The sequence below is a fragment of the Streptomyces griseochromogenes genome, from assembly GCF_001542625.1.
GTDB lineage: Bacteria > Actinomycetota > Actinomycetes > Streptomycetales > Streptomycetaceae > Streptomyces > Streptomyces griseochromogenes.
In genome coordinates this window covers 6297255-6322531 of record NZ_CP016279.1, presented here as the reverse complement: position 1 = coordinate 6322531, position 25277 = coordinate 6297255, and the positions used below count along the sequence as shown (strand labels likewise).

Sequence of the window (25277 nt, the reverse complement as noted above, 5' to 3'; positions counted from 1 at the left end):
CGTGTGCGCACATGTACTGGTCGCCGAGGACGACGAGAAGCAGGCCGAACTCATCCGCCGCTCCCTGCTGGCCGAGGGACACACCGCCACGGTGGTCCACGACGGCGCGGCCGCGATCGACGCGGCCCGGCGCCTGCGGCCCGACCTCCTCGTGCTCGACCTGATGCTCCCGGTGATCGACGGCTTCGGCGTGTGCCGGGTGCTGCGCAAGGACGCCGAGGACCCCGGCATCCCCGTGGTCATGCTCACCGCCCGCGCCGCCGAGGACGACGTGCTGCTCGGCCTGGAACTGGGTGCCGACGACTACATGACCAAGCCGTACAGCCCGCGCGAGCTGATGGCCCGCATCCGCACGGTCCTCAGGCGGGGCGGGCGCGGTGCGGGCCTGCGGGACGACGACCCCGTCGTACGCGCCGCGGGGATCAGCGTCGATCCGGTCCGGCACGAGGTGCGCTGCGACGGGACGCCGGTCGACTGCACGCCGGCCGAGTTCCAGATCCTGCTCGCCATGGCCGCGGAGCCGGACCGGGTCTTCTCCCGGCGGCAACTGCTGCAGTGCACCCGCGGCTTCGACCGTGCCTCCACCGAGCGGGCCGTCGACGTGCACATCATGAACCTGCGCCGGAAGATCGAGGCCGACCCGCGGCGGCCGGTCCGTCTGGTGACCGTGTTCGGCGTCGGCTACAAGCTGAGCGGCGCGCGGCCGTGAAGCGCCGGATACCCCTGCGCAAACGGCTCCTGGTCCGGCTGCTGTTCGTCTCCGCGCTCATCGCCGTCTGCTCGGTGGCGGCCACCGCCTGGCTCGCGGTGACCACGACCACGAGTGCCCTCAAGGAGGAACAGGGCCAGGACATCGCCGCCGACAACAGCATCCTGGCCCGGCTCAGCGGTTACGCGGCCACCCACCCCGACTGGTCGGACGTCCGGCGCACCGTCCGCGACCTCGCCCACCAGACCGGCCGACGGATCGCCCTCACCAGCGCCGACCGCTCCCTGGTCGCCGACTCCGCGCCGGGCGGCACCCCGCTGCCGCCCCGGCCCGCCGCCACCGTCGACCCGCTGCGCACCGACACCTACACCGAGACCGGGGCCCAGCTCAGCGGCATCGACCCGCGGGCGGTGGGCCCCTACCGGGTCACCGCCGAGGAGCGGGACCGGCTGGACGCGCTCGCCGCCAAACGCAGGGCGTGCTACGAGCGTTTCGGCGTCGAGGCCACCGTGGTGCGGACCCCGAGCGGACGCCCCGTGCTCGACAGCCCGGACGGCGTCGACATCTCCTACGCCAACCAGAGTTGCGAGGACTGGCAGCCGGACATCACCACCCCGACGGAGAAACGGGCCATGACCGATCTCGCGGCGCTGATCCGGCCCTGCCTGAAGAAGGCGGGCATCGAGCTCGGTCCGCTGTATCTCACCTTGGATCCCAGTGGAAAGGATCCCCTGGGCGCCGGCTATCTGTTCAAGAAGTATGCGAAGACCCGCACCGTCAAGACGGCCACGCAGGCCGAGCAGCGCTGTGTGCTGAGCGCCCGCCGCACTCAGCTGGAGCCCTATGTCGCCCCGGTGGCGGAGCTGTTCCTCGGCATCGGGGACCAGAACCCCTCCCGCTTCGACATGTCCGCGGCCAACAAGGCCAAGGTGATCGGCGCGGCCGGGCTGGTCCTCGCCGTCACCTTCGCCGTGACCGCCGTCGTCGCCGTCCGGCTGGTGCGGCCACTGCGCGCGCTGACCGCGGCCGCTCAGCAACCGCCCGAACTGCATGTACGGGTGCCGGTGACGACCCGGGACGAGACCGGCATCCTCGCCGAGGCCTTCAACGGCCTCGCCGAGCGCCGCGAGCGCCTGGAGGTCCAGCGCAAGGCGATGGTCAGCGACATCGCCCATGAACTGCGCAGCCCGCTCACCAACATCCGCGGCTGGCTGGAGGTCGTGCGCGACGGCGTCGTCGCCCCCGATCCCGCCCTGCTTGCCTCCCTGCACGAGGAGTCGCTGGTGCTCCAGCGGATCATCGACGACCTGCAGGACCTCGCGGCCGCCGACGCGGGCACCCTGCGCCTGCACCGCGAACCGCTCCCGGCCGGTGACCTGCTCGGGCAGGTCACCGCCGCCCACCGGGTGGCCGCCGACGCCGCCGGAGTCGCCCTGCGCGCCGAGGCCGACGACACGGCCTGGCTGGAGGCCGACCCGGTACGGATGCGGCAGGCGCTGGGGAACCTGGTCTCCAACGCGCTGCGCCACACCCCCGCCGACGGCATGGTCACGCTGACCGCCCGCCGGGACGGCGAGGAGGTCGTCCTCACCGTCGCGGACACCGGAACGGGCATCGCGCCCGAGGACCTGCCGCATGTCTTCGACCGCTTCTGGCGAGCCGAGAAGTCCCGCAGCCGCCGCACCGGCGGCAGCGGTCTCGGCCTGCCCATCGTCCGCCACCTGGTCGCGGCCCACGGCGGCACGGCCGAAGCGGCGAGCGAACCCGGCCAAGGCGCGGTGTTCACCCTGCGGTTGCCCGCGGTGGCACCGCCTGCCGAAGGGTGAGGAACGGGCCCCCGCGCGGGATCAGGGGCGCCGCACGCCCCCGCGCCGGCGCAACGCTCGGCGTTCCGTCTCCGTCGTGCCGCCCCAGATGCCGACCGGCTGTCCCGTTCCCAGCGCCCACTTCAGACACTGCTCCCGGACCCGGCAGCACTCGCACACGGCCTTGGCCCGCTGCGTCTGCAGCGTCGCGGGCCCGGTGGTGCCGATCGGGAAGAACAGGTCGGGGTCCGTGTGGCGGCACGAGGCCAGGTCTCGCCAGTTGCCCATGGAAGTCACCTGCGATCGATGTCGTCCGCGCCCTTGCACCTGTGTAACGCGAGTTCGGGTCACCGTCGAGACGGCCGTCAAACACCGGTTTCCGGTCACTGCTCGCGCAGGCCCCACGGGGAGCCGTAGGCGGTCAGGAGTTCGAGGAACGGACCGGCGGGAAACGCCTCCGGGCCGAGGACACCCGCGCCCGACCAGGCACCGGTGGCGAGGAGTTCCAGGGCGACGACCGGATTGACCGCCGTCTGCCACACCACCGCCTGACAGCCGTACTCCGCCATGGACCACTGGTTGTCGACCACGTGATACAGGTACACCTCGCGCGGCGCCCCGTCCTTGGTGCCCCGCACCCACGTGCCCGCGCACGTCTTGCCGTGCATCCGATCGCCCAGCGTCGCCGGATCCGGCAGGCACGCGGCGACCACGTCCCGCGGCGAGACCACGACCGGACCCTCCGCGCCGGCCACGGTCACCGGCTCGGTGCGGTCGAGGCCCAGCCGGTGCAGCGTCTTCAGCGTCTCGATGAACTCCCCGCCCAGACCGTACTTGAAGGTGACGCGCCGCGCGCCGACCCAGCGGGGCACCAGCAGCACCTCTTCGTGCTCGACGTTCACGCACTCCACCGGGCCGATGCCCTCCGGGAAGTCGAACACCTCCGGCTCGCTGAACGGAGGTGTGGTGAACCAGCCGCGCCCCTCCTCGTACACGACCGGCGGGTTCAGACACTCCTCGATGGTGGTCCAGATGTTGAAGGACGGCGCGAAGTCATGGCCGTCGACGGTGAGGTTCGCGCCGTCGCGGATGCCGATCTCCTCGATGGTGTCGAAGAGTTCGTCGGCCGCGTAGCGCGCGAACACGTCCGACAGCCCCGGCTCCACACCCATGCCGACCAGGGCGAGCGCACCCGCCTCGGCCCACTCGCCGGCCAGCGCGAACTGCTCGTCGCCCAGCTTGGTGCCGCACTCCTCGTACGGCCGCTCGGGGTGCGGCCGGGACAGCGACATCGCCATGTCCACATAGGTCGCGCCGGCCGCGCGCGCGGCCCGGAACAGGGGCATGACGAAGCGCGGGTCGGTGGCGTTGAGCAGGACGTCGCAGCCGTGGCGGGCGAGCAGCCCGGCCACACCGGCCTCGTCGCCCGCGTCGACGCGTTCGGCACGGAACCGGTCCCCGGCGTCGCCGAGCGCCGCGACGGCCGCCTCGGCCCGCGCGGGGTCGTAGTCGGCGACCACCATCAGATCGAAGAACGGACGCCGGGCCGCGATCCGGGTGACAGCGGTGCCGACACCGCCGGCACCCACGAGCAGTACACGCATGACGGAATTACTCCCTGCCTGAAGGGAACGGAACGAGAACGTGGCAGGCGCGCCTTGGCCGGAATCCAACGCCGGGGCATGGCATAAGGTCAATGGTGTTGGCATAAGCCACGGAGACGACAGGAGCCGCCGTGCCCAAACCCGTGGTGCCCGAGGAGAAGCGCCGCCGGCGCCGCCCGACCCGCAGCGGCACCGTGCTGTCCGAGCGGCTGATCGTCGAGACCGCGCTGCGGCTGCTGCGCGAGCACGGCAGCGCCGGGCTCAGCGCGCGCCGCCTGGGCCTCGCCCTCGACTGCGACCCCAGCACGCTGTACCGGTACTTCCGGGGCATGGACGACCTGACCCTGGCCATCGGGGACGCGCTCATCGGTCGGGCGCTGACGGGCTGGGAACCGACGGGACAGTGGCGTGCGGACCTCCGGGCGATCGGGCTGCGCATCCACGCCGCGTACGTCGCGCACCCGCAGGCGGCGCTGCTGACCGCCAACCGGGTCACCGGCCGTTCCCACGAGCTGGCCGCCGACGAGGCGGTCCTGGACGTCCTGCGCACGGCCGGATTCCCGCTCGAGGAGACGGTTCGCGTCTACCACGCCTTCATCGACCAGACGCTGGCCTTCGCCGCCCTGGACTCCGCTTCCCTGGCCCTGCCGATAGCGGCCCAGAGGGCCGACGAGGCCACCTGGCACTCGACCTACGCCCGCCTGCCGCGCGCCGGCCATCCCCGCATCGCCGAAGCGGCCCCGCTGCTGGCCGCCCGCATGGTCACCAGCGCCTATCCGACGGCTCTGGAGATGCTGCTGGACAGCGCGGCCGGGCGGCTGGACGCGCAGGCTCGCTGACCGTCACGGGCGCAGTGCCCGAGCCGCCGTCGCCGCCACCGCCTCGGCCAGGGCCTCCAGCGCTGGGGAGTCGAGTTTCCACTGCTGCCAGTGCAGCCTGACGTCCATCCATGTGCCCGGCTCGAGCAGGCCGAGGCGGCCCTCGCGCAGCAGCGGGCGGGCCTGGGCCTCGGGGACCATGCCCCAGCCGAGCCCCGCGGCGACCGCGTCGAGAAAGCCCTCCGACGTGGGCACGTAGTGCCGCAGCAGCCCCGCCGACGTGCCGCCGAGGCGCCGTACGAAGACGTCCTGGAAGTCGTCCTTGCGGTCGAAGACGACGACGGGGGCCTCGGGCAGGAGATCCCGCAGGGGCCCGTCCAGGTGCAGCTCGGCGAAGTCCGGCGTGGCCACCGGCAGATAGCGCATCCGGCCGAGCACGCGGACCGAGCAGCCCGGCACCGGGTCGGGGGAAGAGGTCACGGCCGCCATCACGAGCCCTTCGCGCAGCAGCGCCGCCGTGTGGTCCTCGTCCTCCCGGTGCAGTTCGAAGCAGAGCCCCGGCACCCGGGTGAGCGCCCCGAGGAACCAGGTCGCCAGCGAGTCCGCGTTCACCGCGACCGAGACCCGCGTCGGTTCCCCGGCCCCGCTCAGCCCCAGCTCGCCGCGCGCGTCCCGCTCCAGCCGGGACAACTGCCGGGCGAACCGCACCAGCACCGCGCCGGACTCCGTCGGGCGCACCGGTTTGGTGCGCTGGAGCAGCACTCGGCCCGTGCGCTGCTCCAGCGCCTTGACCCGCTGGCTGACCGCTGACGGTGTCACGTGCAGAGCCGCGGCCGCCGCGTCGAACGTGCCCTCGTCCACCACCGCCAGCAGCGTCCGCACCTGTTCCAGGGGAAGCTCCGTCATCACGAGCGCTAAGGATACGTAAGAATCTTTAGCTGTACCTGCGGTGATCGGCTGCCTAACGTCGAGGGCATGAACCACGCCCTGACCGCCGCGGCCGCCGGATTCGGCACCGGCCTGTCCCTGATCGTCGCCATCGGCGCCCAGAACGCCTTCGTCCTGCGTCAGGGGGTGCGTCGCGACGCCGTCCTCGCCGTGGTCGGCATCTGCGCCCTGTCCGACGCGGTGCTCATCGCGCTGGGCGTCGGCGGGGTCGGTGCCGTGGTGGTGGCCTGGCCGGGCGCGGTGCGGGCGGTCGGGCTCGTCGGCGGCGCGTTCCTGCTCTGCTACGGAGCCCTCGCCGCCAGGCGGGTGCTGAGGCCCGGCGCCGGCCTGCGTACGGAGGGCGAGGCGGTGGGTTCGCGGCGGCGGGCGGTGCTGACGTGTCTCGCGATGACCTGGCTCAACCCGCACGTCTACCTGGACACGGTGTTCCTGCTCGGTTCCCTGGCCGCCGACCGCGGCCCGCTGCGCTGGACCTTCGGGCTCGGCGCCGTCCTCGCCAGCCTGTGCTGGTTCGCCGCCCTCGGCTTCGGCGCCCGGCTGCTCGGCCGCTTCCTCGCCAGTCCCACCGCCTGGCGGGTCCTGGACGGCCTGGTCGCCGTCACCATGCTGGCGCTGGGGGCCACGCTCGTGGCCGGATCCTGAGGAAAACCTTTCGTCATGTACACGGATCGCTGAGATGGTTAGGCTCGCGAAGCGAAAAGATGTAACGAGCAACCAGGACACCCGTGGACACGAGCGAGAGCAGCACCGCCGAACCCGACTCCGCGACCGACGCGGCGCCCCCGCCACGGCGCGGCTGGCGCCGCTGGGCGATGGACACCCGGCCCCTGCGCATCCCCGCCTACCGGCGGCTGTGGTCGTCGACCGTCGTCACCGCCGTCGGCAGCCAACTCACCGCCGTCGCCGTACCCAAACAGATCTACGACATCACCCACTCCTCGGCCTGGGTCGGCTACGCCAGCCTCGCCGGTCTCGTGCCCATGGTGGTGTTCGCGCTGTGGGGCGGGGCGGTCGCCGACACGGTGGACCGGCGCAAGCTGCTGCTGGTCACCAACAGCGGTATCGCCGTGACCTCACTGCTCTTCTGGGCGCAGGCCGTCACCGGCCTCGACTCGGTCGTCGTCCTGATGGTGCTGCTCGCTCTGCAGCAGGCGTTCTTCGGCCTCAACTCCCCGGCCCGCAACGCCTCCATCGCACGCCTCGTCCCGGCCGAGGAGCTGCCCGCCGCCAACGCGCTCGGCTCGACCGTGATGCAGACCGGCCTGGTCGCGGGCCCGCTGCTGGCCGGTGTGCTGATCCCGGTGATCGGGCTGCCCGAGCTGTACCTGATCGACGCGCTGGCCCTGTGCGTCACCGTGTGGGCGGTGTTCCGGCTGCCCGCGCTGCCACCGCTGGGCGAGGGGCGGGCCCGCCGGGCCGGGCTGCGTGAGATAGCCGCCGGATTCCGCTACATATCCGGGCACAAGGTGCTGCTGCTGTCCTTCCTGGCCGACATCGTCGCCATGGTCCTCGGCATGCCCCGCGCCCTGTTCCCGCAGCTGGCCGCCCAGACCTACGCCTCCTACGGCGAAGGGCTCGCCCTCGGCGTGCTGTTCGCCGGGATCCCGGTCGGCGCGGTGCTCGGAGGCCTGTTCTCCGGCGTCTTCTCGCGGGCCCGGCGGCACGGCTGGATGGTCATCGGCTCGGTGGTCGGCTGGGGCGTGGCCATCGCCGGGTTCGGGCTGAGCGGCAACCTCTGGCTGTCCCTGGCCTTCCTGGCCGCCGCCGGTGTGGCCGACATGATCTCCATGGTGTTCCGCGGGGCCATCCTGCTCTCCGCCGCGACCGACGAGATGCGCGGCCGGATGCAGGGCGTGTTCACCGTGGTCGTCGTGGGTGGCCCGCGGCTGGCCGACGTGCTGCACGGCACCGCCGGCTCGGCCTTCGGGCCCCGGGCCGCCGTCGCGGGCGGGGGCGCACTGGTCGTCGCGGCGATGCTGGCCCTGGCCGCGGCCCTGCCTGCGCTGCGCCGCTACCGGATCTGACGGCCCGCGGGGACTCTGGCGGTCTAGAGGGGCCCGCTGCGCCGCCGGATCGCGTACTGGTCCATCAGCTTGCCGCGGGTCGTCTCCAGGCGGCTGGCGAGGATCTCGGCGACCGTCCGCACCAGCGAGAGGCCGAGCAGCGGATCCTCCACGGACAGCGCGAGCACCGACGGCCCGTCGAACTCGTAGGCCCGCACGTTGCTGAAGGCCACCGCGCCGAAGTCCCACTGGTACGGAGGGAACAGCCAGGACCAGCCGAGCATGTCGCCCGCGCCGAGCGTGGCCACGGTGACCCGCTGACGGCTGGTGACCTGTGTGTCCAGGTGGACCGCGCCGGAGCGGATCACCCAGAAGCGGTCGGCCGTACCGCCCGCCTCGAAGATCCGGGTGTCCTCCGGGAAGGAGACCTCGTCGGCCAGTTCCATCAGTCGCTCGCGCTGTGCCTGCGGGAGAGCGGTCAGCAGTTTTATCGCTTTGGTCATGGCGCGGGACTCCTCGCCGGCAGCGGGTCGGGTGTTTTTCCCCAAGCCCATTTCAGCCGCTGCCGCCGTCCCGAGCACCTCGAAGGAGGCGGATTGGTGCGCCGAGCCCTGTCCGGAGACAGAAAAGAGCCCTGGCCGGACGGGGGAGGCCGGCCAGGGCCGTATGCGATGGTGAAGGGGGACGGCTCCGGTCGACCCCGTCACCACGTATAGGTGAACGGTAAACCATCTGGCGGGATTTCGCGTACTCAGGCCCGGGTCAGGTGACCTGTTTCACTCCGCACTCGGCCGGGGGCGGTCCGCCGGGATCGACGACCTCCTGCAGCACCCCCAACACCGCCTCGTACGCCAGCCCCCGTACGGACGCCTCCCGCGCCTCGTCCGGATCGCTCACCCTCAGGCGCCCGGCCCGCTCCCGCCAGGCCCGCTCCTGCTCGGCGGCGCGGTCCCTGGCCCGCCGGATGCGCCGCAGCAACTCGTCCGCGTCCACCGCGTCTCTCATACCGCCTGGGTACCCGGCACGCGCCCGGTCATGGCATGCCGCCCCCGGCGCCGAAGTTCCGGAAGAGGTGTTTGCCGCCGGGGCCCAGGGGCAGGCGGACACTCGTGCTTCGGACCACAGGCGCGCGTCCAGCGGGAACAGTACAGCTGCCGCAGGCCCTCTCCTGGCGGGGCCGGCGGCTCACCCGCGGCGAACCCTGACACCACCGTTCGGGCCAGGACCGGGAACCCCTGATCCGGCCGTGTCCCGACACCATCGTTCAGGAGCGATTCCGCATGCCGACCGACATGTCGACAAGCCCTTCCGGCAGGTACGACACCGCCTCCGCCGCGTCCTGGCGGAGGAACCACGACGACGCCCCCGACACCACCATCCTCTTCGCCCGGCTGGCGCGGCTGCCGGAGGGCCCCGAGCGCGACGCCGTACGCGACGAGCTGGTCACCGCCTGGCTGCCCATGGCCCACCGGATCGCCGGCCGTTTCCGCGACCGCGGGGAATCCGCGGAGGACCTGCGCCAGGTGGCCGCGCTCGGGCTGGTCAAGGCCATCGACCGCTTCGACCCGGCACGGGGAGCCTTCGAGAGCTACGCCGTACCGACCATCACCGGCGAGGTCAAGCGGCACTTCCGGGACCGGATGTGGGCGCTGCGGGTGCCCCGCCGGATCCAGGAACTGCGCAACCGCGTACGCGTGGCCCGCCGCGAACTCACCCAGCACCCCGGCACCCCCGAGCCCGACGCCGCCGACATCGCCGCCCACACCGGCCTCAGCCCGGCGGAGGTCACCGCGGGCCTGGAGGCGCTGGAGTGCTTCAGCACCCTCTCGCTGGACGCCGAGCCGGCCACCGGCGACGACGGCTGGAGCCTCGCCGACACACTCGGCGCGACGGACGCCTCGTACGACGTCGTCGTCGACCGCGAGGCCGCCAAGGACGGCCTGCGCCGGCTGCCCGAACGGGAGCGGGCCATCCTCTACATGCGCTTCTTCGAGGACATGACGCAAAGCCGCATCGCCGACCGGCTCGGCATCTCCCAGATGCACGTCTCCCGGCTGATCACCCGCAGCTGCGCCCGCGTACGCGAGGAGGCGCTGGGCCGAAGGCCGGGCAGCCGCGACGGACCCCATCGCCGCGGCACCCGGGACATCACTTCCTCGACGGCTCCCGCGTGATCCCGAGCGGCCTGGTCAGGCCCGACACCGCCTCGTCCAGACGCTGCAGATGCCGCAGCACCCGGTCGGTCACCCGGCCGTAGCGCGGGGTGCGCAGGGTGCCGGGCTCGAGCATCGACGCGATGCTCGGACCGGACTCGATCCTCTCCGTGGACCGGGGGTCCGTGACGTGCGCGGCGATCGCCTCGATGTTGTGCACGATCCGCCGGCCCGCACCGCGCAGCCGGGGGTCCGCCGCGATCGAGGGGTGCGTGGCCAGCAGTTCGGCCGTGGCCGCGAGCGAACGCGCGTGGTAGGCGCAGGTCTCCAGCAGCGCCACGACGTACCGGGCGGTGTCCCGGCGCGAGCGCAGCGGGCTGATCGGGTGGGTGAGCGGCTGTGTGGCCGCGCGCAGATCGGCCAGCGCCTGGTCGAGATCGCGCGCCCGGTCCACCAGATCGGCCGACGGCCCGCCGCTCAGCTGGTCCATGGCGCCCCGGCTGACGTCCGCCAGTTTGTCCAGGACGTCGACGAGCAGGTCGTTGGTGCGCCGGTCGGTGCGGACCGGCAGCACCACCGCCGCCGCGATCACACCGCAGGCCGCGCCGAGGGCCGTCTCCTCCACACGCAGCACCAGCACCGACGCGCTGTAGGTGTTCAGCAGCGTGTACAGCAGCCCCAGCATCGCCGTCACGAAGAACGACATCAGCGTGTAGGACAGGGGAGCGGTGTAGAACATCGCGAACACGAACAGCAGCACCAGGGCGAACGCCGTCCACGTGTGCTGCCCAACCAGACCGGCGAGGACGATCCCGGCCACCACGCCGAGGACCGTGCCGACCAGCCGCCGGTAGCCCTTCACCAGGATCTCGCCGGTCGAGGCGGTGTTGATGAACACGATCCAGCAGGTCAGCACCGCCCAGTACCAGCGCTGGCTGGACAGCAGCTCGCCACCGGCGATGGCGAGCGACGAGCCGACCGCCACCTGCACGGCGGCCCGCGTGGTGGGCCGCTGGAGCCCGGCCGGCTCCGGCTCCTCGGCCTCGTCCTCCTCGCTGCTCTCGATGGCCGCGTCCTCGGCGTCCAGCTCCTCGCGGGAGCGGGCCGTCGCCGGAGTGTCGTCGGACTCGTCCTGCGGCCCGTCCAGGGCGATGCGCAGCCCGAGCACGGCCCGCGCGGCCTCACCGAGGCCCCGGAAGACGTCCTGCACCGCGGGGGAGGCCTTCGGCAGGTTCTCCTCCTCCCGGTAGCCGAGCAGCCGGTTGCGCACCTGCGACAGCGCGGTCCCCGAGGCCTCGCCCACCGGCCGCAGCACGAGCAGCCGCAGCGCCTCCAGGTCCCGGCGCAGCACGGCGGTCGCCTCGTCCCCGATCGGCAGTTCACCGCCCGGCGGGAGAGAGGCGCCGGGCAGGTGCAGGGTGAGGGTGTCCGTCCGCTCGGCGCTGCGCGCGGTGAGCAGCAGCAGACCGAGCCGCTCGGAGGCGATCTCGGCGTCGGCGATGCGGCGCTGCAACAGCCGTGCCGTCGCCTCGTCCACGGCGCCGTCCTCCAGCCGGCCCTGGATCATCAGCGCCGACTCGTGCAGCCGCGCGGTGCCGGTGCGCAGATGCTCCAGGACCTTCGCCGCGGCGTCAGGGTCCTCGCGCCCCGCGTCCAGCAGCTCGATCTGGGCGGCGATGAGCTGCCCGAGCCGGGCCCGGAAGGCCCTGCGCAGCCGGTCCAGGGTGCCCGCCGGGGTCTGCCGCAGCAGAACGAATCGGGCGGCCGCGCTGCACACGAACGCCGCGGTGATCACGCCGTACAGGGCGGGCAGCGCGGACGGGACCGCGTGCACGAACAGGGAGAGGAAGTAGACCTGGAAGCCGATCAGGCCCAGCGCGGTGCCGCGGTCGCCGAACCGGCGTCCGTAGACGGCGCAGAAGATGAGGACGACGAAGAACAGGTCGCCCACCACCACCCGCTGGCTCAGCAGCGTGCCCAGCGACACCGAGGCGAGGGCCACCGGCAGACCCAGCGCGAGGGTCACGGCCTGCTGGGAGCGCTGCTTCTCCTGGATGGCGAAGGTCGAGACCATCGCCGCCATGGCCCCCGCGACCAACTGCGCCACCGGGACGCCCAGCACGCCGAGCACGGCCAGGGTGAGCGCGATGGCGGTCACCGTGCGCAGGCCCGCGGTGAGCCTGAGCAGCCCGGGATCGGACGCCGCCAGCCGGTCCCACATCCGTGCCCACCCCGACCGAACCGCTGTCCTCACGCCGCCGCGCTTTCTCCCGTACCAGAACTTGATCTACGACCCAGCATGGCACGACGGCCGGGACCACTTGTCCTCAGCCGTCGTGTGCGCGACGAGCGCGTGGGCGTGCCGGTGCCCCCGCCGTGCTCAGGAGTGCCCGGCGGCCCCGCCCTCCACGCGGGCGCGGACCTGCTCCGGCGTCAGATAGGAGTCCGTGAACTCGAAGTCCTTCAGCCGCGCGGGCTTGCGGGCCTGGAAGCCGGTGCGCACGAAATCGTCGCCCGCGACCGCGTTGAGCAGCCAGTTGGTCATCACCCGGGTCTTGGCGACATTGGTGCGCAGCGCCGACCAGTGATAACCGCGCGCCACCGCCTGAGCCGGCACACCGCGCAGTTCGATGCCCAGCGGCTTGGAGACGGCGTCCTTGCCGCCGAGGTCGACGACGAGGCCGAGGTCCGTGTGGATGTACGGCTGCAGAGGCTGGTTGCGCAGCGTCGCGATGACGTTGTCCGCGACCTTCTTGCCCTGGCGCATGGCGTGCTGGGCCGTGGGCGGGCAGATCGCGCCCTCCTCGCCCTTGGCCTTGTCGGGCACCGCCGCCGAGTCGCCGAGCGCGAACACCCCGTCGTGACCCGGCAGGGTCATCTCGGCGGTGACCGCGAGCCGGCCCCGGACGGTCTCCGCGCCGAGTGTGGCGATCAGCGGGCTCGCGACCACGCCGGCCGTCCAGATCAGGGTGTGGGTCGGCACCACCCGGCCGTCGGTGAAGGTGACCTCCTCGGGGCCCGCCTTGTCGATCGACACGCCCAGCGAGACCTCGATGCCGCGCCGGCGCAGGATCTCCTGCGCGCTGCGGCCGAGCTTGTCGCCGAGCTCCGGCATGAGCTTCGGCGCGATGTCGATCAGATGCCACTTGATCAGGCCCGGGTCGAGGCGGGGATAGCGCTGGACGGCCGCGTGCGTGAGCCGTTGCAGACAGGCCGCGGTCTCGGTGCCCGCGTATCCGCCGCCGACCACCACGAACTGCAGCCGGGCGGCGCGCTCGGCGGGGTCGTCGCTGGCGTCGGCGAGGTCCAGCTGCGAGATGACGTGGTCGCGGATGTAGGCGGCCTCGGCGAGCGTCTTCAACCCGTAGGCGTGCTCGGTGAGCCCGGGGATGTCGAAGGTGCGGGTCACGCTGCCCGGCGCCAGCACGATGTAGTCGTAGCGCTCTTCGACGATCTTGTCGGTGATGGTGCGGATGACGCAGACCTTGGACTTCAGGTCCACCCCGATCACGCCGCCCGGGATGATCCGGGTGCGGTACTTCTTGCTGCGACGCAGCGAGACGGCGATCGACTGCGGCGTGAGCACACCGGAGGCGACCTGGGGCAGCAGCGGGAGGTAGAGCTGGTAGGCGGACGGCGTCACCAGGGTGACGTCGGCCTCGTCGGGGGCGAGTTTCCGCTCCAGACGGCGGACGCACTCGACTCCTGCGAAGCCCGCGCCAACCACCAGGATCCTCGGTCGTATCACGGTGTCCATCCCTTTCTGCGGCTCCAGGCGGTGCCGACTCGACGGCGCTCGCTCGCCCCGGACCGCTGCCACCATCACACCGATCCCACCGTGCCCCGAGCCGTTCCGCCAGCGGGGGGCGGCGGGCAGACGAACGCGTGGGCACCAGCATGCCCCCACCGCGGCCGGAGTAACCCGGTCTCGCCCGGATCCGTCCGGCGTCGCTCACCAGGGCAGGAAGACGTGGATGTCCTTGCCGTGCTCTTCGACGACGACGCTGACCTGACTGCACAGCGTGTGCACGAGATGCCAGCCGATGCCGCCGCCGCCCGCACTCGGACGGAAGGGCCGCGGCTCGGGCCGGGTCGTGCTGGTGTCGTGCATGGTCACATGCACCCCGTCGAAGGTGCGGCGCAGCCGCAGGGCGAAGGGACCGGGAGCGTACTGGATGGCGTTGGCGGCCAGTTCCGTGACGACCAGCAGGATGTCGTCCCAGTACTCCGGTGTGCCGGGCGGGGCCTTTCGGGCGAGGGCGCACAGGAAGCCCTCCGCGGCGAGCCGGGCGCCCGTCACGTTGCGCAGCTCACCCGGGAAGGAGAACGAACGCTCGTACCTCTCCTCCGCGGGCGGTGTGTCGTCCCAACGCGGCTCCGTCGCCATCTCGCATTCCCGACCCCGCCCGGCCGGGGCCGGCTCGGCCCCTCGTGACCAGGGCAGTCGTCGTCGCTGATCAGTCCACTGATGCGGGTTCCCAGAGCCGGGCCCGGTATCCGTGCGTCCCGGGCGCAGTGCCGGCTCCCCGCGCCGGGAGTACGGTCACTCCCGGCGCGGTATGCGCATCTCCTGGCGGAAGACGTCGTCCGGTTCCTCCCATTCGGCCGGCTCCCGGGGGCCGGGCCGCCGCATCGCGAGGGACCGGGCTTCGTACATCGTGTCGATCTCGGTGGCGTAGTGCCGCGCGATCGCGTCCCGGCGCAGCTTCATGGACGGCGTCAGCAGTCCGTTGTCCGGGGCGAACGGCTCGTGCAGGAGACGGTAGACCCTGATGGACTCCGCGCGGGAGACCGCGCTGTTCGCCGAGGCGACGGCCCGCGCGATCTCCTCCCTGAGCGCGTTCTCCTCACGGGCCTCCCGGCCCGGTGACTCGCCCTGCAACGCCAGCGCGGCCCGCCAGTGCGCGAGGAACTCCGGGTCCAGCGTGATCAGCGCCCCCACGCAGGGCCGGTCGTCGCCCACGACCACCGCTTGGTGCACCAGCGGATGCATGCGCAGCCGCTGCTCCAGCGGGGCCGGGGCCACGCTCTTGCCGCTGCTGGTGACGATGACGTCCTTCTTGCGGCCGGTGATGGTCAGATAGCCCTCGCCGTCCAGCCTCCCGATGTCCCCGGTGGCCAGCCAGCCGCCACGCAGCACGGCCCGGGTGCGCGCCTCGTCGCTGATGTAGCCCTGGAACACCGACGGGCCGCGCACCAGGATCTCCCCGTCGTCGGCCACCTGGACGTGGGTGCCCGGCAGCGGCAGTCCCACGGTCCCGGACTTCTGCCGTCCCAGCGGCTGCATGGTGATCCCGCCGGAGGTCTCCGTCAGGCCGTAGCCGTCGTTGATGTACAGACCGATGCCCTCGTAGAACAGGGACAGTTCCCGGCTGAGCGAAGAGCCGCCCGAGGTGCCCCGTACGACACGCCCGCCGAGCGCGGCCCGCAGCCTGCGGTACACCGTCCGCTCGTACAGGGCGTGCTGCAGCCGCAGATCGAACCCGGGACCGGGCCCGAGGCCCAGCCGCCGGCGCTCCTCGGCCTCGGCGAAGTCCCGCGCGGTCTCGGCCGCCCGCTCGAACAACACGCCCCGGCCCGCCTCCCGGGCGGTCCGCCAGAACGTCTTGTACAACTTCTCGAACACCGACGGCACGCCGTACAGGTACGTCGGCCGGAAGGTGCGCAGCGCCGAGGCGAGGGCCGCCGCGGTCATCTCCGGCTCATGGGCCATCAGCACCCCGCCGCGCAGGCACAGCACCTGGATCATGAGCCCGTACACATGGGAGAAGGGCAGGAAGGCCAGCACGGACGGCTGTTCGCCCGGGGCCGCCCCGGTGTGTCCCCAGCCGGCGAGCAGGACGTCGCACGGGTAGGCCAGGCTCCGGTGGCTCAGCGCACAGCCCAGCGGACGGTCCGAGGTGCCCGAGGTGTAGGCGATGACCGCCGTCGAGTCCGGCAGGACGATCCGCCGCAGCGACTCCACCGTGGTCAGCGGGACGACCGCACCCTGCTCGGCCAGCAGGGGCAGCGCGCCCGCGTCCAGCTGCCAGACGTGCCGCAGCCGGGGCAGCCCCGCGCACACCGTGCCCACGGTCATGACGCCCTGCTCGTCCTCCACCACCACGGCCACACAGCCGGCGTCCCGCAGGATCCACTCCACCTGGTCCCGCGACGAGGACGGATGGACCGGGACGACCTCCGCGCCGACGGTCCACAGCGCGTGGGCGAAGACCGTCCACTCGTAGCGGGTACGGGCCATCACGGCCACCCGGTGGCCCGGCGATATCCCCGCGGCGATCAGCCCCTTGGCCAGATCGACCACTTCGTCCCGCACCTCGACCGCCGTCACCTCCTCCCAGCTGCCGGGCGCCGCGTCCGTACGGCGCGCGAGGAGGGGCAGAGCCGGATTCCGGTCCGCGGTCTCGAAGACGCTGTCGGCGAGCCCGCCGGTCAGCGGTGGTACGGCTGGTGGAGCGACGGCGACGTCGCGCATGCGCTGCTCCCGGAGTGTACGGAAGGTGACTCCGCCGGTCGGCTCAGTGCCCGGCGGTGCTCGAATGTAGCCCAGGGAACCGGCTTGCGTGCCGGGAAAAGGCAAGTCGTGATCGGCTGATGATCTCCGTGTGTCCGGAGAGCCTCGGAGCGCGCGCCACACGGCCCCCGACCCGGCCGGAGGGCCCCTCAGTCCTGGGTGCGGCGCACACACTCGGTGACGACGTGCCGAAGGCTGCCCGTGCGCTCCATGAGCAGCCGCTGCTCATGGGCGCCATTGCCCCGGCGCAGCAGTTCGGCGACGGCCTCCGCGACGAAGGCCGCGTCACCGCTGTCGGCGAGCGCGTCCCCCGTGTGCTCCAGCAGCGAGCCCAGCACCTCCACGGCGGGACGGGGCAGCATGGTCACGGGGTCGAGCAGATCCTGGCCCAGGCCGGAGCGGGCGGCCTGCCAGCCGGCCAGTTTGAGCAGGTTCACGCTGTGGTCCAGCGGCGGCCGGCCGGCCCGCCAGTCGCGTGCGGCCGTCTCCACCAGGGCACGGGCCAGTGTGGCGACGAGGACGGTGGTCTCTGCCCGCAGGCACACGTCCGCCACCCTGAGTTCCACGGTCGGGTATCTGGCGGACAGGCGAGCGTCGAAGTACAACATCCCGCTGTCCAGGACGACCCCGCTGGCCAACATGTCCCGCACCAGCCGGTGGTAGCGCTCGGCCGAGCCGAACAGCTCGTTCGGCCCCGTCTGCGGCCAGCGCCGCTGCACCCGGCTGCGGTAGCTGACGTAGCCGGTGTCCCGGCCGTGCCAGAAGGGTGAGTTGGCGCTGAGCGCGCACAGCACCGGAAGCCACGGCCGGATCCGGTCGAGGACGGCGACGCCCTCCTCGTCGGACGCCACCGAAACATGCGCGTGGCAGCCGCAGATGAGCTGCTCCTGGGCGGTCATCCCGTACTGCCCGGTCATCCACCGGTAGCGTTCGTGCGCGACGATCGTGGGGGTGACCGGCAGCGGGGAGGTGGCGAGCGCGGCGACCGCGCAGCCGATCTCCCCGGCGAGCCGGGCCGCCTCCTTGCGGCAGTGCACGATCTCGGCGCCGAGGTCCGCCATGTCCGTCTGCGGATGCGTGGCGAACTCCAGCATCTGCCCGAACAGCTCCTTCTGGAACACGTCCTGTCCGGGATCGTCCTGGGCGGCTCGGGCGAGGACGGCGGACTGCTGGGCCCGCGGCTCCCCACTGTCCGGGTCGACCAGAAGCAGTTCCTCCTCCACTCCGACAGTGCGCACGTGGGCCGCCCTTCTGTTCATGTGACGAGGAGCAGTCGTAGGTCTGTACGACCCTGACTGCCCCTCGGAGAGGGCGGCCGACACCTGCGCCTTCAGCGCACGGGCGTCAACCAGACAGTGGCGAGCGGAGGCAGCGTCAGGCGCAGGAACCCGGCCTCGGGCCCCAGCGCCCCCCGGGCGCCGACGCCCACACCGCCGCCGCCGTAACGCGCGTCGTCCGTGTTCAGCGCCTCCTGCCAGGCGGGAATCCCCTCGGGCACCCACAGGCGATAGCCGTGACGGACGACGGGGGAGAAGTTCGACACGGCCAGCAGCGGGGAGCCCTGGGCGTCGAACCGCAGAAACGCGAACACGTTGTCGTCCGCCGCGTCACACAGTACCCACTGGAAACCGCCCGGATCGCAGTCCCGCTGCCACAGGGCCGGGGTCGCCCGGTACAGCGTGTTCAGATCCCGGACCAGGTCCTGTACACCCCGGTGGTCGCCCGCGGAACAGTAGTCCGCGTCCAGCAGCCACCACTCGGGACCGTGCGCCTCGGACCACTCCGCTCCCTGCGCGAACTCCTGCCCCATGAAGAGCAGTTGCTTGCCAGGGTGGGCCCACATGAAGCCGAGGTAGGCGCGGTGGTTCGCCCGCCGCTGCCACCAGTCGCCCGGCATCTTCGACACCAGGGCCTGCTTGCCGTGCACCACCTCGTCGTGGGAGATGGGCAGCACGTAGTTCTCGCTGTAGGCGTACACCATCGAGAAGGTCATCTCGTTGTGGTGGTACTTGCGGTGCACCGGCTCGTGCCGGATGTACTCCAGCGAGTCGTGCATCCAGCCCATGTTCCACTTCAGCCCGAAGCCGAGCCCGCCGCTGTCCGTCGGCCGGGTCACCCCGTCCCAGGCGGTGGACTCCTCGGCGATGGTCACCACGCCCGGGCAGCGCCGGTAGACGGTGGCGTTCATCTCCTGGAGGAAGGCCACCGCGTCCAGGTCCTCCCGGCCGCCGAAGACGTTCGGCGTCCACTGCCCGGAGTCCCGTGAGTAGTCGAGGTAGAGCATGGAGGCGACGGCGTCCACGCGCAGACCGTCGATATGGAACTCCTCGCACCAGTACACGGCGTTGGCGACGAGGAAGTTGCGCACCTCGATGCGTCCGAAGTCGAACTCGTAGGTGCCCCAGTCCGGATGCTCGGCCCGCCGCTCGTCCCCGGGCTCGTACAGCGGGTCCCCGTCGAACCGGGCCAGCGCCCAGTCGTCCTTGGGGAAGTGGGCCGGCACCCAGTCCATGATCACACCGATGCCGGCCCGGTGCAGCGCGTCGACCAGGTACTTGAAGTCGTCCGACGAGCCGAGGCGAGGCGTGGGCGCGTAATAGGAGGTGACCTGATAGCCCCAGGACCCGCTGAAGGGATGCCCGGCGACCGGCATCAGCTCCACATGCGTGAAGCCCATCTCCTTGACGTACGCGGGCAGTTCGTCGGCCAGCCGGCGGTAGGTCAGGCCCGGACGCCAGGAGGGCAGATGGACCTCGTACACCGAGAACGGCGCCTCGTGCACGGGGGTGTCGCCCCGGTGGGCCATCCACTCCGCGTCGCCCCACTCGTACCGGGAGACCGAGACGACGGAGGCCGTCGCGGGCGGAACCTCCGTGCGGCGGGCCATCGGGTCCGCCTTCAGGAACCGGCCGCCGTAGCGGGAGGTGATCTCGAACTTGTACCGGGCGCCCTCGCCGACGCCCGGCAGGAACAGCTCCCACACACCGCACGCGCCGAGCGAGCGCATCGGGTACTGCGTACCGTCCCAGTACGTGAAGTCACCGGCGACGCGCACCCCCCGGGCGTTCGGCGCCCACACGGTGAAGCGGGTGCCGGTCACGCCCTGGTGGGTCATGGGCTCGGCGCCGAGTGCCCGCCACAGCTGCTCGTGCCGGCCCTCGCGGATCAGATGGAGGTCCAGCTCGCCGAGGGCGGGCAGGAAGCGGTACGGGTCCTCCACCTCCTGCTCGGCATCGTCGTAGGCCACCAGCAGCGTGTACGACGGGATCCGCGGGTACGGCAGCACGGCGGCGAAGAGTCCGCCGCCCTCGGAGGCCAGGGCCTCGCGCCTGCCGTCCACCACGACGCTCACCGCGCGGGCGTTCGGGCGCAGCGCCCGGAACAGGACGCCGCCCGCCACCGGGTGGGCGCCCAGCAGGGCGTGCGGATCGTGGTGGGCGCCGCCCAGCAGCCGGTCGCGGTCGCCCGCGTCGAGCGGGACGGCCGTGACCGGAACGGGTCCCGCGGACTCGGGACGTGCGGTGTCGCGCAGTGCCATGACCTCAGTCTCCCCACACGGCGAGCCGCTTGATCGCGGCCATCGGAACCGGCAGCCAGTCCGGACGGTGTCTCGCCTCGTACAGCACCTCGTACACCGCCCTGTCCGTCTCGTGCGCGCGCAGCAGCGCGTGCTTCTTGCGCGGGTCCCATCCGGCGTGGGCCGCGTAGCCCGCGCAGAACGCCTCCCGGCACCGGCGGGCCCACTCCGGCCGCCAGGGGCGGCGCTGCCGGGCCGCGTAGTCGAAGGAGCGCAGCATCCCGGCCACGTCCCGCACCGGGGACTGCGGGGCGCGCCGCTCGGTGAGCGGCCGGGACGGCTCGCCCTCGAAGTCGATGACGAACCAGTCGCGCCCGGCCCGCAGCACCTGCCCGAGGTGCAGGTCGCCGTGGATGCGCTGGGCGGGAGGTCCGGTGTCGCACGTGGCCAGGGCGCCGAACGCGGCGCGCAGACCGGGGACGAAGGGCCGCAGCGCGGGCACGGCGTGCGTGGCGGCCTCCAGCCGCGCGCACATCGCCTGAGCCATAAGCTCGTTCTCGCCCGGCCCGGCCGGCGGGAAGGCCTGGGCCAGCGCCAGGTGCACCTCGGCCATGGCCCGGCCCAGCTCCCGGGCCTCGGCGGTGAAGTCGTCGCCCGCGGCGAGCGCCCGCAGCGCCAGCGTCCAGCCGTCGGTGGCGTCGGGCAGGAACGGCTGCAGGACGCCCAGGGTGGCCGGGCGCGGCGCGTTCGTACTGAACCAGGCGACCGGCGCCGGCACCCGGTCGCACCCCTGAGCCGCCAGCGCGCCCGGCACCTCCAGGTCCGGGTTGACGCCCGGCTGGACGCGGCGGAAGACCTTCAGGATGTACGCGTCACCGTAGACGATCGACGAGTTGGACTGCTCGGCGTCCAGCAGCCGGGGCGGGAGCCCGCCGGGCAGATGGAGCGCCGGGTCCGCCTCGAAGCGGAGCGGACCGGCAGGGCCGGACTGCCGCAGCCGCTCCAGGAGCAGATGGGCGCAGCGCGGGTCGTGCAGCGCGTCGTAGACCGCGAGACCGGCCAGCGGGCCCTCCTCGACGCGGCCGATGAACGCCCGCTCCAGACGCGGGGCGAGGTGCTCGCGCACACCGAGCAGCAGCTGGTAGCAGTCGCCGGGCGGGGCGGTGCCGCCGGGTGCGGGTACCGGTGCGTGCGAGGCGTGGACGAGCAGGTGCAGACACCCCGGGAAAAGCTCGGTCACGGAGAGCACCGTCAGATCGGTGACGGGCCGGTCCTTGCCCGCGAACCAGCGCTGCCGCGGCAGCCAGTCGCGCAGCAGCCCGCCCAGCGAGGCCGGCGGCCGGTCCGCGCCGGCCGCGGTTCTCGGCCGGGGCGTGATGGTCTTCGGCATGGTGACGCGTCCTTTCCTCGGCGCCGGGTGCTCAGCGGCGGCGGCCGATGCGGGATGCGACTCGGGTGAGCCGGAACCAGTAGAAGCCGTGGCCCGCGAGCGTCAGCAGGTAGGGAAGTTCACCGATGGCCGGGAAGCGCACCCCGCCGATCAGCTCTACCGGGTGCCGTCCGTCGTAGACCCGCAGATCGAGTTCGGTCGGCTGGGCGAACCGGGAGAAGTTGTTGACGCACAGGACCAGGTCGTCGCCGTACTCGCGCAGGAAGGCGAGGACCGCCGGGTTGGACGACTGGAGTTCCGTGAAGGAGCCGAGCCCGAAGGCATGGTTCTCCTTGCGGATCTCGATCATGCGGCGGGTCCAGTGCAGCAGGCTGGACGGCGAGGACATGGAGGCCTCGACGTTGGTGACCTGGTAGCCGTAGACCGGGTCCATGATGGTGGGCAGGAAGAGGCGCCCCGGATCGCAGAACGAGAAGCCCGCGTTGCGGTCGGGGGTCCATTGCATGGGGGTGCGGACGGCGTCGCGGTCGCCGAGCCAGATGTTGTCGCCCATGCCGATCTCGTCGCCGTAGTAGAGGATCGGCGAGCCGGGCAGGGACAGCAGCAGGGCGGTGAACAGCTCGATCTGGTTGCGGTCGTTGTCGAGCAGGGGCGCGAGGCGGCGGCGGATGCCGATGTTGGCGCGCATCCGCGGGTCCTTGGCGTATTCGGCCCACATGTAGTCGCGTTCCTCGTCGGTGACCATTTCGAGGGTCAGCTCGTCGTGGTTGCGCAGGAAGATGCCCCACTGGCAGCCCGAGGGGATGGCCGGGGTCTTGGCCAGGATCTCGGAGACGGGGTAGCGGGACTCGCGGCGTACGGCCATGAAGATGCGCGGCATGACGGGGAAGTGGAACGCCATGTGGCACTCGTCGCCGCCGCAGGCGTAGTCGCCGAAGTAGTCGACCACGTCCTCCGGCCACTGGTTCGCCTCCGCCAGCAGCACGGTGTCCGGGTACATCGCGTCGATCTCGCGCCGGACCCGCCGGAGGAACGCGTGCGTGGCGGGCAGGTTCTCGCAGTTGGTGCCCTCCTCCGCGAAGAGATAGGGAACCGCGTCCAGACGGTAGCCGTCGATGCCGAGGTCCAGCCAGAACTTCAGGGCGGCGAGGATCTCCTCCTGCACCGCCGGGTTCTCGTAGTTGAGGTCGGGCTGGTGCGAGAAGAAGCGGTGGAAGTAGTACTGGCCGCGCACGGGATCGAAGGTCCAGTTGGAGACCTCGGTGTCGACGAAGATGATACGTGCGTCCTCGTAGCGCTTGTCGTCGTCGGCCCACATGTAGTAGTCGCCGTAGGGGCCGTCGGGGTTCTTGCGGGACTCCTGGAACCACGGGTGCTGGTCGCTGGTGTGGTTCATGACGAAGTCGATGATGACGCGCATGCCGCGCTGGTGGGCGGCGTCGACGAACTCCACGAAGTCGGCCAGGTCACCGAATTCGGGGAGCACGGCGGTGTAGTCGGAGACGTCGTAACCGCCGTCACGCAAGGGGGACTTGAAGAAGGGCGGCAGCCAGAGGCAGTCGACGCCGAGCCATTGCAGGTAGTCGAGCTTGGCGGTCAGACCCTTCAGGTCGCCGATGCCGTCGCCGTCGCTGTCCTGGAAGGAGCGGACGAGTACCTCGTAGAAGACGGCGCGTTTGAACCACTCCGGGTCCCGGTCCTTGACCGGGGTGTCCTCGAACGTGTCCGGCACGGGGTCGTTGACAGTCATGACGCTGAGGGCCCTCCGATCTGTGGCGTCGATCGCCGGACATGGAGCACGTGCGCGGGCGCCCGGCCGGGCGTGAGGCGCACGTAGTTGGTCCTGCCCCAGTGATAGGTCTCGCCGGTGAGCAGATCGCGCACCGGCACCGACTCGTGCCAGTTCAGGCCGAGTTGCGGCATGTCCAACGAGACCGTGGCCTCCTGGGTGTGGTGCGGGTCGAGGTTGGCGACCACGATGACGGTGTCCTGTCCCGTGGTCTTGCTGTACGCCAGCACGTGGTCGTTGTCGGCGTGGTGGAAGTGGAGATTCCGCAGTTGGCGCAGTGCGGGGTGTTCCCGGCGGATGGTGTTGAGGGTGGTGATGAGGGGGGCGATGGTGCGGCCCGCGCGGGCCGCGGCCTGCCAGTCGCGGGATGTGAGCTGGTACTTCTCGGAGTCGAGGTATTCCTCGCCGCCCTCGCGCAGGGGGGTGTTCTCGCACAGTTCGTAGCCGCTGTAGATGCCCCAGGTGGGGGAGAGGGTGGCGGCGAGGACGGCGCGGACCTCGAAGGCGGGCCGGTGGCCGTGCTGGAGGTAGGCGTGCAGGATGTCGGGGGTGTTGGCGAAGAAGTTCGGCCGCATGTAGGAGGATGTCTCGCCCGACAGCTCGGTCAGGTATTCGGTCAGTTCCTGCTTGCCGTTGCGCCAGGTGAAGTAGGTGTAGGACTGCTGGAAGCCGATCTGGGCCAGGGTGCGCATCATGGCGGGGCGGGTGAAGGCCTCGGCCAGGAAGATCACGTCCGGGTCCTGGTGGTTGATCTCGGCGATGACGCGTTCCCAGAACATGACCGGTTTGGTGTGCGGGTTGTCGACGCGGAAGATCCGTACCCCGTGGTCCATCCAGTGCCGCAGGATCCTGACGGTCTCCGCGGTCAGGCCGTCGAGGTCGGCGTCGAAGGCGATGGGGTGGATGTCCTGGTACTTCTTCGGGGGGTTCTCGGCGTGGGCGATGGTGCCGTCGGGGCGGTGGTGGAACCACTCCGGGTGTTTGTGGACCCAGGGGTGGTCCGGTGAGCACTGCAGCGCGAAGTCCAGTGCGACTTCCAGGCCCAGTTCCCGGGCGTGGGTCACGAAGTGGTCGAAGTCCTCGAGGGTGCCGAGGTCGGGGTGGACGGCGTCGTGGCCGCCTTCGGGGGAGCCGATCGCCCAGGGCACGCCGACGTCCTCGGCGGTGGCGGTGAGGGTGTTGTTGCGGCCTTTGCGGTGGGTGGTGCCGATGGGGTGGACGGGTGGGAGGTAGACGACGTCGAAGCCCATGTCGGCGATGGCCGGCAGCCGGCGGGCGGCGGTGCGGAAGGTGCCGTGGGGTTGTTCGGGTGTGCCTTCGGAGCGGGGGAAGAACTCGTACCAGGAGCCGTACAGGGCTCGTTCGCGCTCGACGAGCAGGGGCAGCGGGTCGGAGGCGGTGACCAGCTCCCGCAGCGGGTGGCGCGAGAGCACCGCGTCCACCTCCGGGGACAACGCGGCCTTCAGACGGTGGTGCACGGACAACGTGTCGTCGCCGAGAGCCCGCGCGGCGGCCCGGACCAGGTCCCGCTCCGGCCCCTTCGGCACTCCGGCGGCCGCACGCGCGTAGAGGCCGGCGCCCTCCTCCAGGACCAGCCCGGTGTCGATGCCCGCCGGCACCTTGACCCCGGCGGTGCGCCGCCAGGTGGCCAGCGGATGGCTCCAGGCCTCCACGCGGAAGGTCCAGCGGCCCGTCACGTCCGGGGTGACCTCGGCCCCCCAGCGGTCGGTGCCCGGGGCGAGTTCGCGCATCGGCGTCCACGGGCCGCGGCGGCCCGCCGGATCCCGCAGCACGACATTGGCGCCCACCGCGTCGTGCCCCTCCCGGAACACGGTGGCCGTGATCTGGAACGTCTCCCCGGTCACCGCCTTCGCCGGGCGTCTGCCGCAGTCCACGGCCGGCCGGACGTCACGTACCGGTACGCGGCCGATGGCCGGGGTCCTGCGCATCTTTCACCTCCGCCGTGCGCGAAGCCGGGCCCGGGGCCCGGCTTCGCGATCCGAGAAACGGTTCGGCTGCTGCCGCCC

20 protein-coding genes are annotated in these 25277 nt (G+C 71.9%); 6 read left to right on the top strand and 14 right to left on the bottom strand.

Annotation, left to right across the window (positions count from 1 at the left end; genetic code table 11):
- Position 1: 1 nt before the first annotated feature.
- Together AVL59_RS27195 and AVL59_RS27190 are read left to right on the top strand one after the other, a co-directional pair.
- A complete protein-coding gene (locus AVL59_RS27195) occupies positions 2 to 709 on the top strand; it encodes a response regulator transcription factor (RefSeq protein WP_067309332.1) in 708 nt (235 codons plus the stop codon).
- The gene (locus AVL59_RS27190) at positions 706 to 2535 is read left to right on the top strand and encodes a sensor histidine kinase (RefSeq protein WP_067309329.1); all 1830 of its coding nucleotides are present in this window, start codon (positions 706 to 708) and stop codon (positions 2533 to 2535) included. Before AVL59_RS27195 ends, AVL59_RS27190 begins: the two co-directional genes overlap by 4 nt.
- A gap of 21 nt (positions 2536 to 2556) precedes the next feature.
- Here the strand turns inward: AVL59_RS27190 and AVL59_RS27185 are convergent, their stop codons facing one another.
- Both AVL59_RS27185 and AVL59_RS27180 read right to left on the bottom strand, forming a co-directional pair.
- Positions 2557 to 2802, bottom strand: a complete 246-nt coding sequence (locus tag AVL59_RS27185) for a WhiB family transcriptional regulator (RefSeq protein WP_067309326.1) — start codon at positions 2800 to 2802, stop codon at positions 2557 to 2559.
- Positions 2803 to 2897: 95 nt separating this feature from the next.
- Positions 2898 to 4118: a saccharopine dehydrogenase family protein gene (locus AVL59_RS27180; RefSeq protein WP_067309323.1), complete on the bottom strand. Its 1221-nt coding sequence runs from the start codon at positions 4116 to 4118 to the stop codon at positions 2898 to 2900.
- Between the two features lie 131 nt (positions 4119 to 4249).
- Here AVL59_RS27180 and AVL59_RS27175 point away from each other — a divergent pair, with 131 nt between their 5' ends.
- On the top strand, positions 4250 to 4957 hold the full coding sequence (locus tag AVL59_RS27175) for a TetR/AcrR family transcriptional regulator (protein WP_067309320.1): 708 nt from the start codon (positions 4250 to 4252) through the stop codon (positions 4955 to 4957).
- Between the two features lie 3 nt (positions 4958 to 4960).
- On the opposite strand, the gene AVL59_RS27170 is transcribed toward AVL59_RS27175, so the two are convergent.
- On the bottom strand, positions 4961 to 5845 hold the full coding sequence (locus tag AVL59_RS27170) for a LysR family transcriptional regulator ArgP (protein ID WP_067309317.1): 885 nt from the start codon (positions 5843 to 5845) through the stop codon (positions 4961 to 4963).
- A gap of 66 nt (positions 5846 to 5911) precedes the next feature.
- Here AVL59_RS27170 and AVL59_RS27165 point away from each other — a divergent pair, with 66 nt between their 5' ends.
- Together AVL59_RS27165 and AVL59_RS27160 are read left to right on the top strand one after the other, a co-directional pair.
- Complete coding sequence (locus AVL59_RS27165) at positions 5912 to 6526, top strand: LysE/ArgO family amino acid transporter (protein WP_067309314.1); 615 nt, start codon at positions 5912 to 5914, stop codon at positions 6524 to 6526.
- Positions 6527 to 6609: 83 nt separating this feature from the next.
- Positions 6610 to 7908, top strand: a complete 1299-nt coding sequence (locus AVL59_RS27160; protein WP_067309311.1) for an MFS transporter — start codon at positions 6610 to 6612, stop codon at positions 7906 to 7908.
- Positions 7909 to 7931: 23 nt separating this feature from the next.
- On the opposite strand, the gene AVL59_RS27155 is transcribed toward AVL59_RS27160, so the two are convergent.
- Together AVL59_RS27155 and AVL59_RS27150 are read right to left on the bottom strand one after the other, a co-directional pair.
- Complete coding sequence (locus AVL59_RS27155) at positions 7932 to 8390, bottom strand: cyclic nucleotide-binding domain-containing protein (protein ID WP_067309308.1); 459 nt, start codon at positions 8388 to 8390, stop codon at positions 7932 to 7934.
- A gap of 259 nt (positions 8391 to 8649) precedes the next feature.
- Positions 8650 to 8892: a hypothetical protein gene (locus AVL59_RS27150; protein ID WP_067309305.1), complete on the bottom strand. Its 243-nt coding sequence runs from the start codon at positions 8890 to 8892 to the stop codon at positions 8650 to 8652.
- 275 nt (positions 8893 to 9167) lie between these two features.
- Here AVL59_RS27150 and AVL59_RS27145 point away from each other — a divergent pair, with 275 nt between their 5' ends.
- The gene (locus AVL59_RS27145; RefSeq protein ID WP_067309302.1) at positions 9168 to 10061 is read left to right on the top strand and encodes a SigB/SigF/SigG family RNA polymerase sigma factor; all 894 of its coding nucleotides are present in this window, start codon (positions 9168 to 9170) and stop codon (positions 10059 to 10061) included.
- Here AVL59_RS27145 and AVL59_RS27140 read toward each other — a convergent pair.
- From AVL59_RS27140 to AVL59_RS27100, 9 genes are all read right to left on the bottom strand, one after another.
- The gene (locus AVL59_RS27140) at positions 10036 to 12261 is read right to left on the bottom strand and encodes an FUSC family protein (protein ID WP_067309300.1); all 2226 of its coding nucleotides are present in this window, start codon (positions 12259 to 12261) and stop codon (positions 10036 to 10038) included. The genes AVL59_RS27145 and AVL59_RS27140 overlap by 26 nt on opposite strands.
- Positions 12262 to 12420: 159 nt before the next feature.
- Positions 12421 to 13797 (bottom strand): NAD(P)/FAD-dependent oxidoreductase, encoded by a 1377-nt coding sequence (locus AVL59_RS27135; protein ID WP_067309298.1) that lies wholly within the window; start codon positions 13795 to 13797, stop codon positions 12421 to 12423.
- Between the two features lie 195 nt (positions 13798 to 13992).
- Positions 13993 to 14427, bottom strand: coding sequence for an ATP-binding protein (locus AVL59_RS27130; RefSeq protein ID WP_067309295.1), 435 nt, complete (start codon positions 14425 to 14427; stop codon positions 13993 to 13995).
- 156 nt (positions 14428 to 14583) lie between these two features.
- Positions 14584 to 16515, bottom strand: coding sequence for an AMP-dependent synthetase/ligase (locus AVL59_RS27125; RefSeq protein ID WP_067309292.1), 1932 nt, complete (start codon positions 16513 to 16515; stop codon positions 14584 to 14586).
- A 188-nt stretch (positions 16516 to 16703) separates the two neighbouring features.
- Positions 16704 to 17792, bottom strand: coding sequence for a glutamate--cysteine ligase 2 (locus AVL59_RS27120; protein WP_067309290.1), 1089 nt, complete (start codon positions 17790 to 17792; stop codon positions 16704 to 16706).
- Between the two features lie 92 nt (positions 17793 to 17884).
- Entirely contained in the window at positions 17885 to 20092 is a 2208-nt protein-coding gene (gene glgB / locus AVL59_RS27115) for a 1,4-alpha-glucan branching enzyme (RefSeq protein WP_067309287.1), read from the bottom strand.
- A gap of 4 nt (positions 20093 to 20096) precedes the next feature.
- Positions 20097 to 21461: a maltokinase N-terminal cap-like domain-containing protein gene (locus AVL59_RS27110; RefSeq protein WP_067309285.1), complete on the bottom strand. Its 1365-nt coding sequence runs from the start codon at positions 21459 to 21461 to the stop codon at positions 20097 to 20099.
- Positions 21462 to 21492: 31 nt separating this feature from the next.
- Positions 21493 to 23211: a maltose alpha-D-glucosyltransferase gene (treS, locus tag AVL59_RS27105; RefSeq protein WP_067309282.1), complete on the bottom strand. Its 1719-nt coding sequence runs from the start codon at positions 23209 to 23211 to the stop codon at positions 21493 to 21495.
- Positions 23208 to 25199: an alpha-1,4-glucan--maltose-1-phosphate maltosyltransferase gene (locus tag AVL59_RS27100; protein ID WP_067309279.1), complete on the bottom strand. Its 1992-nt coding sequence runs from the start codon at positions 25197 to 25199 to the stop codon at positions 23208 to 23210. Before AVL59_RS27100 ends, treS begins: the two co-directional genes overlap by 4 nt.
- Positions 25200 to 25277 lie beyond the last annotated feature (78 nt).